We start from the raw sequence: 15,045 nt of genomic DNA on the forward strand, positions 1-15,045 counted from the left end.
CTACATCAAAGTCCGATTGCGGACAATTCACACATTTAGAGGTGATACACAATTTCAATAATCAGCAAAAAGCTTGGATTCACAGCTGTTTGTCGACAGCCTTGCGAGACTAGGGCGCATTCCATGCACAGTTTTTACACAAGACTCTGATTCCACAATTCCCCCAATATCAACAAAAAAGACCGGTTCAATAGGGACTATGTTGATCGTTCCCCGAATCGGTCATTTTCATCAATGGATGTTTAAGATTGCTGATACTCCTTGCGGTAATCGCCAGGTGTTCGACCCACAAGTTTCTTGAATACGCGGATAAATGAAAAGGTATGTGTATAGCCAACCTTCAATGCGATTTCCTGGATCGGCGCGGATGTTGTGGACAGCAAATATTTGGCTTGTTCTATTCGCAAGCCAGCCAAATAATCAATAAATTTCTCACCGAATTCTTCTTTAAACAAGCGGCTTAAATAATTAGGTGTCAGCTTGAACCTCTCACTCAGCATGACAAGCGAAAAGTCGGAGCTGTTATACTCGTTCTCTATATACGCTTTCACTTGGTCAATCAGTTCGTGCTGGCTCCGCTGTGTGCGAAGTAGATCCAGTCTCAGAGCGGCATCCTCCAGAATACTACGCAGTTCTTCCTCCAATTCATCTATCGTATCAAAGTTCACAATCCATTCGTTAATTGGATTCATTGCATATTCGCGCCAACATTCCAAATATTCTGCGGACAATCCCGACATTTCCTTATAGAAATGAAATAATAAATAATTCATCAGATTGGCAACTTGTTCCCGTGAAAAGCGCTGTACGCGAATTTCGGCAAACAGGGCATTGTAATGTTTTTTCCAATCAGATTCGCCTAGTCTGTAGAAATGGACCAGTTCACGGATATAGGGGAGTGAGCGGAAGATTTCCTCCCCGGTTTTGCTATTGATATCTGTGAATTCAATGACGCTGCTGACTCCGAACGTTGTCTTATAACCAAGTGCTTCTAAAGCTTCATCATACGAACTAGATACCCTATGAATGCCTGACACTTTCGTTCCAAGTCCACAGGTGATCGTAATCGCCACATTTTTGTGGATCCAAGCCACCGTTTTGCGCATAATTTCCCGGAACCGATCATCGACATCATTATCATTTGGCAGCTGACAAACAATGCATAACCGATGTTTTTCAATCCATTCTGGACAGATCGCAATGTCCGCTTTCTGATTCAATTCCTGAATGACGTTATCAATGATGAATTTAATTAAATATTGATCTTTATTATTGTAAGTGGAGGTAAATGAAGAATACTTGTCGATCTCAATAATGGCCACCCTGTAATGATCGTACGTTTCTTGAAATCCAAAGTGCGATAACTCCCTCTCCCATTCCCCTTCCTGCCGAAGCTGTCCTCCAGTCAGCAATTCTTCGAACAAATATCGCCGACGGTAGCTGAAATTCTCATCGTTCTCTAGTCGATACTTACTGAATTGCTCGAGCAGATGATCAAGCAGATTGTCAATAATTTTGAATTCATCATACTTGACTTGCCCAAGTATATGGGGTCGTTGAAGCGGAACGGATGAGAGCCGCTCCAATAGTGACTGAATCGGCTTGTAGTTCTGCCGACTCGCATATACGATCCATAATGCACCAGCAAGAATCGTGATGATGCCGATCACCATCCAGAATGTGTTGAGGCTCGATAGAAAACGAAAAACAATGCCGTCTACAAATCCACTACGGATCGTCCAACCTGTGTAGTCGGATTTCATTACAGTAAAATCTGTCCGATCTACGCTACCTCCTCTGCCTGCTATGTTTTCACCAATAATGATATCTCCATTGGCATCAAGCAGATGGAGATAACTGAATTTAGAACGAGCTACATTGCTGACGAGTGTTGAGAGTGTATGTATTTTTATATTTACAACTAATATCCCATCTGTGCCAAGCGGCAATGGCATGCGCTTAACCAGAGACACAACTGGCGTTGATACACCAGCATTATCGATATACTCGCGACCGACGCTCCAGTGATTGGCAGAGGGAGCGGCCATTAAAGCGTTCACATATTGACTGTTGGTGAATTGTTCGAGCGCCAGCATTGAAGTATCGCTTAAGATGACCTGATCACGCGCGCGATACAAATAGACCGAATCGATTTCATTGAAACTGTCGCGAAGCAGGATCAATTTCTTGTACACGTCACGGTCGTTAAGATAGCGATTTGGACTCGATGGGGACACACTGTAGAAATCAATGACAGACTGCTCATCGAGAAGGGTCTGGACGATATATTGTTCGATTGACCTCAGCTTGGAATCGACATATTGCATCGTGTTCTCAGCATAAATCTCATTAGCTTTTATCGCCTGCTGCTTGGACAACTCGCTCATGGTGACGAAAAATATCCACAACAACACGATAATAACGAGAATGAAGACGGGCAGATAAGCAAATACAAGACGATTTCCCCATTTTTTCCTCATGCAATATCCCCCCTTTCCTTGGTACAAGGTACAACGATTCGAATGAACAAGTCAATACTTAATTAAGTGAATCGTACACATAAAGAAGAAAACAGGCTAAGAAAATTTTGAGTTGTGATTTCCTGATCCAACCATAAACCAAAAACCCCCATAGTGGTGAATTTCTCTACGGGGGTAGTCAATCTTACATTCTTATTTGAAATACATCTCCGTCATCCCATTCTCGATTCTCCCCGCAGTTACATATCGGCAATAGTGCTGGTAGTGTGCATGGTAGAGCTGCCCGTTTTTCGCTGGAGAATAAGTCAAATATAATTGGCGACGACTTACGTTTGCCATATTGGGTCCACTTTGATGCGGAGTGAACGAATGGAATAGGATAATATCGCCCGGTTCTGTCTCCACGATTTGCCCTTTAGACGAATCAATTTCAGCAATCTCCTCCGCGTTCATATTGCGGAGCTCCCCATTAGTTGAACGAAGCCGATCATGATAGCCTGGAAATAGCTCCAATCCCCCATTCTCTGTCGAAGCGCCGTCAACCGCAACCATGACTGAAATCAGACCTTCTATCGGGAATCCTTGCCACCAGGCAGCATCTTGGTGCATCGTATATCCGGTAACACCAGGAAGCTTGTAAATAAGCTTGTCTTTAAAAAGTACCGGCTCATCCATATAAATATCACGAAGCGGTGCCAAAATGCGTGCATCGTTCACTAAACCCTGGAACACTCCGGAAAGATCCTGTACAGGATCAATCTTCTCAATAATTGAACGTTCTTCTATCTTTCGGTAACCGACACGCAAATTGTTCGGATCGAGATATTCGTCCAAGCTGAGCAGCCTTTCACTTTCTTGACGCCAAACAGCGGCTTCTTGAGCAGTAAATACTTTACGTAGAACAAGATAGCCATTTTCATGATAAGCATTTAACTGTTCGGGAGTTAGCATCTTCGTAATTTTCATATTCAACACATCCTCATATCTAATATATAGTTTTTGTTCATTTCTTGATATAATATTACTGCTTGAATTACCTATATTCCATGCAATAAATCATCAATTTTCATATCCTTTTTTGTGTGGTGTAGAGAGGAGAAATTATCTATGCTGGAGCAGTCTTTCCAAGTGAAATTAATACGTTGGTACAACACTTTGATCAAACGGTCCTTTATGTTGACAGAGGATACCTACAGCAATTGGGTGATATTGACTGCCGATGATGGCAGCTTCGATTATCGAATAGGCGAGGATAAGGGACGTGCGAAATTCGGAGAACTCATCCTTTGTCCCCCTGGAGTGACCCTATATCGCCAAGCGGTCGGGGTACTTTCTTTTCTATTCATAGAATTCAATTGGTATGATAATGAAGGACGTGTTATACAACCCGGACCAGATGTGCCTTTCGGAAAAATTTCCTTTCATCGAATCGATCGCTTCTCTTCGACCTTTGCGTGCATACGTGAATTATCTGACTCGAATATACACGATCGGTTCGCTTATAAGCAGCATTTGTTGATGGATATTCTATACATGTGCGCAGCAGAACATCAAGATAAAACCTTCCATATCACAGCGAATGACCCTATTATCCGTACTGCGGTTCTTCATATCCAGAATAATGCATATGAGCCACTATCCTTGATGCAGCTGGCTGATCGTGCATCTCTAAGCCAATCACAGTTTTCTAGGCGTTTTCAAGCAGCTATGGGAGTAACACCTATTGCGTATTTAACAGCTCTTCGAATGAGCAAAGCAAGTAATCTGCTGCTCAATACAGAGCTTACTTTAGAGGCGATCGCGCAGCAATGCGGCTACCAGAACGGATTTTATCTAAGCCGCGTCTTCACGAATACTTATAGCTTGAGCCCTTCAGTATTCCGCAAAACATATCGAATCTAGGAAATACTCAAATAAAAGAAAAAAACAGTACTGCCAATAGAATGACTTTTATATATATATTCTGATTTGATCAGACCTAAACACCAGTTTATAGGCTCCTTTCTTTTTTGCCGCAAATTGCAGCATACGTTTAACTCGATAATGTCTTACCTTCGGCTTTGTTAATTAGGGAGGGAGCAAAAGTAATAAGTACAAAAAAAGGTCTCCCAAGCCGTTTCGCGGCTAATGGGAGACCTCTCTGTCTCAGTAGCTAGAACCATATTAAAGTTTACGTTAGATGACTGTACCTTAATTTTCAACGATTCTTAATAAGGGCTTACAATAAGGCACTATCTCTTTGCAATAATTTAGTTTTTCACTGGACTTTTCCATTAAGTCTAACCTACTATATGTATTTGCCAGACACCAAGCTATCAGAATCTTAGGATAGAGTGGCGAACTCAGAAACTTCGATTCTAATACACCAATAACCTCTTCTTTGATATTTCCACTTAACAATTCACCTATTTCAACATAAGTTTCGTAAGCTTCTTTGCTTTTTTCACTACCAGGTACATTACTGGCGAGTTCCCCCATGCTCTGTGATACTACAGACCGTATAAAAACCAACAAAGGAACAAACATATAGAATAATAGCTAATAAAATAATGCTAAAACGAGGCTTTCTCCAATGTTTTAAGAAATACTCATTATTGATTTTCATCACTAATTCCGCCTTTTTTGGTTACATAGTGCTGGGTAAACAGAATTTTAATCAAGTACAATGCTACAAGTAATAACCCTAAGGTTAATCTGGTCCCAAATGAAATCATCGTTTTATTTTGGTATATGCTCTTGAATCTGCCTTTTTACTTCTTCTGGATTATTAATTTGAAAAACGACATTCTCAAATTCATGATTATTCAACCGTAACACTACCACGTCTTTATGATTGTTGTATGAAATAAACGACCATTTATCAGTCAGCATGAAACGTCCCTCTCTAATATCTGCAATAGATGTACCCACTCTGAATTTCAACAATGAAACTTTAAAGTCTTCAATTGTCACATCTTTTATTGATGAATATGGGATTTCCAATTGTCTTTTTAACGCTGCTAAACTTGTCAATCCACTTAGATGTAATATTATAGTGTTCTTAGTAAATTCAATTGTTCTAGACATCTTATTTTCTCCTTCCTATTAAAACCGTTATTTTATGTGGAGTATCCATTGAATCATCAATTTGATTAAATACCCGAAAATATCTGCTGCTGTGATTAGGACTAATATCAATAGAATAATAATTACTGCAACCATCATAAGGGTAATGTTTACTCTATTCATTCAAGCGATCACTTCCCAATACCGTTATTCATCGTTTTATCTTATTTTGTTGCCTTTCAACGCGCTTACTCTTTGTTAAACAAATACATCAACCAACTAATAACACCACCTATCATAAACATGATTCTAGCCCCTAAATAAGTGCTTTAAGACCTTTTCGGCAATTTTCTTATCGTCAATGTCCATTAGAATCACTCTCTTGTTAATAAAATCGTGCTTTTATAAAGCTACAATGTCCATCCTTCATAAAGAACTCTGTGTTTTTTCGCTACTAATGACATCAATCCCGATTGAACTGATACTTGATGTTGATACAATTGACAAGGCTTAGTGGCTGTAAAAACCAAATTACCGTCAGTTAATTTTTTTGAATTAAAATCATACCCCATTTTTTGAATGGTTTCAGTCAATTCATCAGATTTTTGCTTTTCGTCTGCAATAAAATGATGCTTAATCCCATGAGCTGTTTCAAATTTAATTATGTGAGTATCCAGTTGACGGATTTTATCCTGGTCTTTTAACTCTCTGAGTGATTTTTCTTCATTCGATTCTTCATGGCCATATAATCCTTCTTCAAATATTTCATCTATTTTCTTCCTATCATAATCTAAAATCCAATCACTAAATTTGGTATATATCCCCTTTAACGTCTGATTATTAGTCGAAAATACATCTAATCCTCTATCATCATACATGTGGAAAATATAATTCTTGGTTGTATTAATAAAAAAACAACTTTGTTCAACATAAGGTTTAATTAAAAAATCCACATGAGATATTGCTTTTAATAATGAAGTATAACGAATGTCAGAAACTTTACATTTTAATATATATGAGTAGGTAACTTGCCTTTCCTCATCTTCATTTTCTGCCCATAATCTTTTTATTACATGTAGTCCTTTTAAGAGTTCTTTATCTTTTAAATACTTGTCAAATATCTTAAGCTTCTTATATTTGTTTTTATTGGTTAGATCACCATATTTGATTACTAATAAGAAAATATCATCTAAAGGTTCATTCATTTCTTCAAAAATCGTTTTTGAACGTTTATATACATGGTTTAAATACAGTTCCTTATTTTCCTTCCAAAGACCTGGTAATCCCAATTCAAATCGAATCCACGATGGAACTTGATGGTATATATAGAAGGGATACGTGTTTATCTGTGTAAAGTGTTCTTTCATATAACACTCATACTGTTCTTTCGTATTCATCGTTCACCTCAGTGTTTCTCGATAAAATCGTACTTTCATCTACCATTTATGAAATCATTATCTATTTTGAGAATAGTAAAACTATACCATAGCTGCTAAAGATGGTATACTGCCCCCTCTCCTTTATGAGAACCGTAAAAAAAAGCTAAAGGCAATATCTCTCCCGGCCTAATTTGTTTACATAACAATAACTATGTAATCAACATAGTTATCGGACACCATTCATTTTTATTTGTACAACAGTCTCAGGCGGCGGCCTTAGGATCAGGGGCCACTGACAAGAACGGTAAGCTATTCTAGTTCCTTGATACAGAATCCATAGTAAATAACCTGCTACAGCGTTCAATTTTTACGTACAAAAGACCGTCAAGAAGCTTGACGGCCTTGAGTGAATCAATTGATAAATTGTAGCGATTGCAGCATGCGCTTCAGAATAGCAGCAGCTTGTGCACGCGTTGCAGGTTCATTAGGCATGAAGGCGTTGTCCGATACTCCTTGAATGAGACCAACTGACAGTGCTTGGGAGACGGATGCTCTCGACCAGTCGCCTATCTCCGAGCTGTCGGCGAACCGATTCAATATAGCGTTGTCGGCCTGGATTTCCTTGCCTCCGAATCTCATCGCCCTAATCATCATTGCCACCATTTGTTCACGATTGATTTTATCGTTTGGCTTAAACGTACCATCTTCATAACCTGTGATCAGTCCCGCTTTGTACGCCGTACCTACGGCTCCGGCAAACCAGTCGCTTGGTTGTACATCACGGAATCCATCAGCCTTCACTTCAACCAATCCAAGTGAACGAACCAACAAGGCGGCAAACTCGGAACGTGTAATGTTGAGCTCCGGTGCAAATTGCTGATCAGTTGTACCGTTTACGATCCGCTTATTCGCCAGCAGTTCTATATCCGCTTTTGCCCAATGCCCTTGCAAATCGGTAAATGATTTATCGGACTGGATAACTGTGTAAATGCTATTGTGCGGAGAACGAATCGAAATCTCGACAGAACCGTTATTCGTTGTGATTGTGGCTGGTACAAAGTGGAATTGATTGTTCGAGTCCATCCATACCGCAGTTATTTTGCTCGAATCAACCGTCATCATACCCAATACAATGGTACGTTTCACGTACACTCCGCCGAAGTCACTAATTTCTTTACCGTTGACCAAGATCGTAAATTCGATCGGGTTCGTGATCACTTGCTTCACGTTCAAGTCTCTCACCGCTGTATTTACATCGTCTCTGGCTTTACCGGATACATTAGAAATCCTGACGGTTACGATTGAATCCTTCGGAATATTTTTAAGCACTCCTACAGGCAGCTCATAAGAAGCACCATTCACTTGAATCTGAATCACCGGATTGTTTTGCTTACTGTTAGCATTCAGAATCGCATTGCCTGGCAGTTCTACTTGAACTGTTGAATCACTTCCCTTCACTTCGATCACGACAAGCGAATTCAATAAGGCTTTATCCAGCTTATCGGCGTCCACAGTGACTTTCGTTACCGTCTTTCCATCTGCTGTTGTTTCTTTGGTTACTTTTGCGTCTTTTTCTAGATCAAGAGTAACCCTACTTCCGGATGAGCCCGTTGTGGATGTCGTAGTATTGCCGGAATCTGTTACCGGTGCAGGTGTGCTGCCAGTATGTGTTCTCGAGGTAACAGAAGCTGTGTTAAAGCTAACCGTCGGTCCAAAAACACTCCGAGTACCATCCGTATCAATCGCTTGAATTATATACGTATAGTTGCTGTTTGGTGTCAAACCTGTCAGCTCATACATTAGAACATTACCAATCGATGCAAGTTCTGAGTAAGTATTGGCAGTTACGCTATAAAGCTTATAACCGGTTACCCCCCTGCTCGCTTGCGCAGCAGTCCAATTTAAGGTTGCTGTTCTTGCTGTCACCGCAGTAACGGTTAGACTAGAATTACTTGGCCATATAGGCTGTATGACCGTAATTGTCGCTTCGGCCTTAATGGAAGTACCCGCAACGGTTCCTTGAACGGTAAAGCTGCCTGCCGATGCATATTGGGATGCGTTGATGTTGTTCCACGTTACAGCAAGCTGTTGGGTCGTGTTGTTGTTATAAACCGCGGAGACAACCGTCGGCAATGTAGGTGCTGTCCCTGCTTTTGTTGTGATGCTAATCGGTGTAATGCTTACAATTACTGGCGCGGGGATATCCACTGAAGTAACTGTAATGTTCGCTAATGCCTTATAAGTTGTGCTCGTAACGGTTCCTTGAACGGTAAAGCTGCCTACTGATGCATATTGGGATGCGTTGATATTGTCCCAGGCTACAGCAAGCTGTTGGGTCGTGTTATTGCTGTAAACCGCGGAGACAACCGTCGGCATAATGGGTGCTATACCTACTTTTGTAGTTATGCTTACTGGAGTAATGCCTACAATTTTCGGGAGCACTAGTGGATCTGCTGGTATGGCCGGTGCCGAAATCATAAATTTACGAGAATACGGATCTGTTCCCTTTGACCTGACGGCGACTTTGGACAGATCGGTCATGTCACTCGGTAAAGTATAACTCGTTGCGCCTTTCTGTAAGTCGGCAAGTACCTTTGTTCCATCATAAACCGTGTAGCCTTCGCTTAAATCATTAGAATCCCACTTCAGAATTTTAGCTGAACCGCTAGCTTCAACAATTAGATTCTGTGGAGGACGTGGCGCATTAAACACTTGAACTTGTGTAAGACGTGGAGGCCCTGTTAGATCCGCACCTGTATTGCCGCCGGATGCATTCTCTACCGATACTTTAATGTATCTTGAATGATATGTCTTACCCAGGTTTATTGGATACGAACTATCTTCTGAATCCGTACCGCCATTATTGTTGCCAGTAGCATACGTAAAACCTTGGGCTGTCTTGATATCCACTTGTTTAAATGTCATGGCGTCAAAATCTGCTGAAGATGAATGGTTTGTGAAATCATCAGATACATATACGGTAACGCCTTTTAACCTGTTGGATTTTGCAAAGAGTCTCATTTGGCTGAAATCCATTGCCTGGCCAAGGTCTATTACGAAGCTGCCTTTTCTGTCTCCATTAGTTCCCAGCCATGAATAATTTCCGATTTGATCCAGACTGGTCACGTTGGTTACATTCCATTTTGTTGGATCTTGCAGTACGCCCTTAGTCAATTTGTCCGCATTGCCATATTCATTGGCCTTCGCAGATTGCAACTGGATCGGGTTTGCGCCTTCTGTCGTGCCTACGTTATATGCTTTTTTGTTAAGCGCAAGGTTTACAGATGATATCCCTGATGCCACCTTACTTATGGTAATGTCGGCAAGCTGAAGCTCAGCATCATAAGCAGAGTTTGTACCGTTAGCGGAGCTGCGATAAATGCCCCACTTGGGACGCTCATATTGATCAAAAGTAGCTGGATACTCGGTTTCAAAGCTGCCGCTTCTTTCCGGTCTTCTCCATAAGTCTTTGATACCGTCGCCTGCACCTTGGTTTGGAAACACTTGATACACATCCGGGCTATCGAAGGTGTATACCTTACCGGTTACTGTATCCGTTATCTTGACTGTAAGCCAGCCGCTATCCGAAATAAGCGCGTTAAGCTCAACCTTAATCCAATGCCCATCGATTTCTTTTAACGGAATTCTCATAAGGGTTTTATCGCCGTCATATCGGTTGTGATTCACTACAAGATCCCTGCTGGTCGTTCCGGAAATCGACATAGCGATGATATAAGCGCCGTTCTCACCTCCGGTGTTGCCGCCCTGTAATGTATCAGCCGCTTGGGCATTCGTAGCCTTCAACTGGAAGATATGCCTGAAGTTAGGCTGATTCCACTGGTTGCCATCCGGTATATTCCAGAGCCAATCATAAGAAACCAAGTCACCTTCGTAGGCTACAAAATCGCCAGTTGAATCTTCGCTAGGGCGAATTTCAACCCGTTGCCTATCCGTAGTAGCAGCACCGTCAACAACATAGCCTAAATTCCAGTCAAAAACACCCTTGTGACCGTATTCGCCATCACGAGTCTTTTCGATGAATTCATTGTTCAAGCCTCTACCGTATTCAAAGATCTTGAACACATCTTTTTTCAGTGTGCTGTCCCAAATGCTCTTGATATGATCGTCGGCCGCAGTTGCCCGAGGCTGATCACCGTAAAATGCGTGGTAAGCGTCTCTTATCCTTTTAGTCACGCCTTCTACCGGTTCGTCGGTACCCATAGCGCCGCCCAAAATGTTATAAGGAGATACGCCAGCAATTGCGTTCATCTTGATTGTCTTGTTATTCTCGCCATAACCGCGTGCTGTTACGTTCAATGCAAATATAGACGGGTTGCCGTTGTTAAAATGAAACGTAAATTCATTGGTACCTAGTGGCAATTTGGCAAGGTATGGGAGTGTCAATGTAACCGTATTGCCTGATAGAGAGTAGTCATTATCCTGACGAAGCGCAGTGTCACCTTTGGTTATGCTCGTAAGCGCCTGCCCGTTAGCAAGGTTTATATGGGTAGATATAGGTGAAACCTGATCCCATGTACTATAAGTTTCCTTATCGGGTACCAATCCGGTTGCGTTGGTTACCGAGTCCTTTCCATAAATAGCCAATCCGGATATACCCATCATCGATTTGGTATCATCCACACGCTTATCGCGGGGGCCAACCAGTACTGTGTTTACCATCACATACCGGGCTGTAAACGGGTAAACGAATGTCTTGGTATCATAGCCCCATTTTTGACCATTGTAGGTTACATAAGACCACAAACCTTCCGTTTCCGTTCCGCCGGCCAGCGTCCATCCATTTGCCTTCCAGTCGTAATTGTTCGCCTTATCAGAGTCGGATGCCACGGGAGCACTTGCCCAAGATTTGGGGTCATTGGAGTAATACACTTCAAATCTTGTCGCATTACTTTGAATATTTGAGATGATGTTGGGTATTTCAAGGTACAACTTATCAATCGTTTTTGGAGTGCCAAAGTCAACCGTTAATGCCAAGGAGGATGGCGAATAGTTACTTTTATATACATCTGAGCTTGAATTACGCCAATAGCCGCTACCACCGGATAGCAAAGCGTCTACTCCCGGATGATCAGAAGCTTCAGAGCTCACCTTGAGATTCACGCCTGCTTGAGGTGTGAATCGGGATGGAGCCAACAGACTTACCGAACCTGAAGGAATTACCGGAACATCCGCTACCGTAACCGTACAAGTTTGGCTCAAGCTTCCATAGCTTACGGTTATTACAGCCGTACCTGCACTTACACCGGTTACTAAACCATTTGCATCAACAGTTGCCACTGATGGATTTGCCGATTCCCAAGTTACCTTCTTAATCGGTGTTTCTTCAGGTAATACTTCGGCTTGAAGAGACTCTGTTTTGCCGATTGCAAGGTTTAGGCTATTCTTGTTGATGGTTAAGGATCGAGAAGTCTCTCCGAAGACTCTGAATACATTACTACGAATTCCAACACCACTTCCATTGGGTTTACTTTGTGTGACATCGGATACAAGCAGCACATATTGAGCTGCAATCGGTGTGGTTAATGTTTGATCAACCTTTTCGTTATTACTCAATGGTGTCGTTTTCCCTACTCCGGATATTGGAATCCATGAGCCTCCGTGTGCAGTCTGAAGCGGTTTCTCCGTTCCCTTGGTACTTGTAGAAAAGTTATTACCCTCCACTAGTTCATCATAAGCGGCGGCATCATTGGTATAGTACATCTGGTAATTGTTCAAATAGCTGCTATTATTGGTCCATTCAATTTGAATTTTGCTAACTTCTATTTTCTTTTCCATCTGCACAGCCGCCCAGTATTGATGATTGCCTGCGTCCGGGGTAACCAGAGAACTGTTCGCCTGCCAATAGTTGGTTGCTTCGTCATCAATAAAGTATTCTTTGGGGTTACTGGTTCCTGAAGAAACAACCTTTATTTTGGCCCCTGGAGTTACCGCCCAGTTTTTATAATCCGTAAGGGTAACTTCAATGTAGGGCTGAATATTTTGCAGGTTCGTAATCCCAATGCCATTAAATTTTCCATAAATCTTATTTGTGCCCGTGCTATCCGGCTGGTAGTCGGTCGAGTTCCAAGTTACGTTCACCTTCTCTGTTTTCCCTGTACTCAAGGTTGCATCAAGCTGCGTAGGCAAACCTAAGCTACTAAAAGCAGTGCCTTTGGAAGCCATGATTCCCAACGGCCTGGCCCATGCTGTAACGTCCTTAGGCTGTATATTGGGATTCCAGCCATCAGGAAAAATATAGCTGTCTTTATCCCTTTTGACTAAATGAACATCTGCCAGATACATAGTTGCGGCTTGGAATTCATCTTTATAGGCCGCATCTCCCTCACCATTATACAAACCCCGGTAAAGCCCCCATTTGGAACGGTTTTGCTGACCTGATTCTATAGGCAGATCACCTCTTTCGTCTCTACCAGTCGTTGGATTTTTCACTTCAGGGCGCCTGTAGGTTTCGGCTGTCATACCGCCTTCGAACATCACATTGTTTGTTTCCAGGTCGACTAGCTTACCGTAAACATAACCTTTATCGGCGGTTAGAATCGTTACTTCCATATCAAGCCAGCGGTCAACGACCTTGTCAAATGGAATTGTGAACAATGGCTTTATTCGGTCCGCGTAGTTGCCATCAGGATTGTTCCTGAATTCAAGCTGTCCTTTACCTCCACTTGAAACCAATGTAAGAGTAGTCACTGGCTGGCCGGCTGCGTTGCCTGCTACTTCTTTCAATTGGAATATGTGCCAAAATCTGTGGGGCTCAATAAAATCACCGGCACGCTTATCACCAACATCATGCTGAAACCTTAAAGTTTCCGACGGGAGCATAAACCTCCAGTGGTGGGTCATAATGTCGCCGCCCACACTATTTGCAGCAATATTGGCTGCGCCAGTGTTGCTTTTGATCTCCAGCCTCTGGCGGTCGCTGTTGACAGCGCCTCGATCGCCGTCGTCCCGGCTCACGCCATCCGGCGTAACAAAAGGCAAGAATTCATGATAACGCAAAATATCGGAGTTGAGCTTGTTTGAGCCCGGTACATTTGCAATGCCATACTTCGTAAGCGCATTCAAATCGTTTTTGCCTATAGTCTGCAAATACATATTATCTCCCAGCCATGACTCATCAACTGTCGAAGCCGCAGGATAGTCTCCTGAACGGTCATAGACAGATTCTGACCATGATTTCCCGCTGTATGATGAAGGGATGCCCGGACCTTCTATAGCACCAGTAGTACTACCATTGCCAATTTTAGAAGCACCCAAAACATCCCATGCGTCTTCACCCGCCTTAATATTAAGTGGAGAATAATTGTCGTTGGGTCCGAGAGGGCCTGTTATAGGGGGCAAAACACTATCCACATGAACGGTTATGGTATAGCTTTTACTGTTACTGCTATTATTCTTATCGGTTACTATCAAAGAGTATAAGGTGGTACCACTTATTGAAAATTGGTCCAATTTGGCATCGTCTTTGTTGATGCCGCTAGCAGCAAAAGGAATAGCCGTTGTTCCGTTGCTTCTGTATAGTGTCGCGGTAGCCCCTGGATTTGTTGTTACATTTATCATTTGGTATAAAGTGCCGTAGGGCAATGATATATCAATGGTTGCATTAGTAAGATCAACTACTGCGTTTACAGGCTTATTCACTTTCACTTCCAATGTACCTAAGTTGTCTCCCTGCACTGCATGAACTGTCGATGCTGGTAAAACGGATAGATTAAAAAGTGAGAGTCCAAGTGAAAATATTAAAATTAGGCTTAATACCTTTTTTAGAACTTGCTGCTTAAGCATCATAATGAACATCTTAAAGCCTCCTAATTATAGTCATATCAAGCCTTTAAAAACGTATTAAAGGAATGGCATCCCCCCTGTTATAAATTTTGACTGTGGAATCATGATTCGAGGATAGCGTTCCACATTGGTTAATTAGTCCATTTTATCTAAATAATAGGTAAAGCAAAATTGAATAATTTAAGGTGGCTTGTCATCTTTTACGCTTTTACATTTAAAAAAATCGAGACCATCCAATAAGTCATAGACTTAAAGGACAGCCTCTGTAAAAATAAGCCACTGCATGTCACCTCGCGTTAATGGCAATTAAGAAACTTAGGTAGGACTATTCCCTCCCA

General features: G+C 41.9%; 7 protein-coding genes. 1 reads left to right on the forward strand and 6 read right to left on the reverse strand.

Annotated elements, in window-relative coordinates; all coding sequences use genetic code 11:
- Window positions 1-242: 242 nt before the first annotated feature.
- Window positions 243-2,480 carry a helix-turn-helix domain-containing protein gene (locus GC093_RS08455; protein WP_171651428.1) on the reverse strand — a complete coding sequence of 746 codons (2,238 nt, stop codon included), beginning with the start codon at window positions 2,478-2,480 and terminating at the stop codon, window positions 243-245.
- 192 nt (window positions 2,481-2,672) lie between these two features.
- A complete protein-coding gene (locus tag GC093_RS08460; protein WP_171651429.1) occupies window positions 2,673-3,446 on the reverse strand; it encodes a phytanoyl-CoA dioxygenase family protein in 774 nt (257 codons plus the stop codon).
- A gap of 141 nt (window positions 3,447-3,587) precedes the next feature.
- Between GC093_RS08460 and GC093_RS08465 the strand changes: the two genes are divergently transcribed.
- Complete coding sequence (locus GC093_RS08465) at window positions 3,588-4,382, forward strand: AraC family transcriptional regulator (RefSeq protein ID WP_171651430.1); 795 nt, start codon at window positions 3,588-3,590, stop codon at window positions 4,380-4,382.
- Between the two features lie 288 nt (window positions 4,383-4,670).
- Here the strand turns inward: GC093_RS08465 and GC093_RS08470 are convergent, their stop codons facing one another.
- The 4 genes from GC093_RS08470 to GC093_RS08485 all read right to left on the reverse strand — a co-directional run bounded on the left by GC093_RS08470 (window position 4,671) and on the right by GC093_RS08485 (window position 14,719).
- Complete coding sequence (locus GC093_RS08470) at window positions 4,671-4,958, reverse strand: hypothetical protein (RefSeq protein WP_171651431.1); 288 nt, start codon at window positions 4,956-4,958, stop codon at window positions 4,671-4,673.
- Window positions 4,959-5,198: 240 nt separating this feature from the next.
- Window positions 5,199-5,546 carry a hypothetical protein gene (locus GC093_RS08475; protein WP_171651432.1) on the reverse strand — a complete coding sequence of 116 codons (348 nt, stop codon included), beginning with the start codon at window positions 5,544-5,546 and terminating at the stop codon, window positions 5,199-5,201.
- Window positions 5,547-5,935: 389 nt separating this feature from the next.
- On the reverse strand, window positions 5,936-6,922 hold the full coding sequence (locus tag GC093_RS08480) for a DUF3885 domain-containing protein (protein ID WP_171651433.1): 987 nt from the start codon (window positions 6,920-6,922) through the stop codon (window positions 5,936-5,938).
- A gap of 393 nt (window positions 6,923-7,315) precedes the next feature.
- Window positions 7,316-14,719: an S-layer homology domain-containing protein gene (locus GC093_RS08485; RefSeq protein WP_171651434.1), complete on the reverse strand. Its 7,404-nt coding sequence runs from the start codon at window positions 14,717-14,719 to the stop codon at window positions 7,316-7,318.
- Window positions 14,720-15,045: the final 326 nt, after the last annotated feature.

The sequence above is a fragment of the Paenibacillus foliorum genome (assembly GCF_013141765.1).
GTDB classification, from domain to species: Bacteria; Bacillota; Bacilli; order Paenibacillales; family NBRC-103111; genus Paenibacillus_S; species Paenibacillus_S foliorum.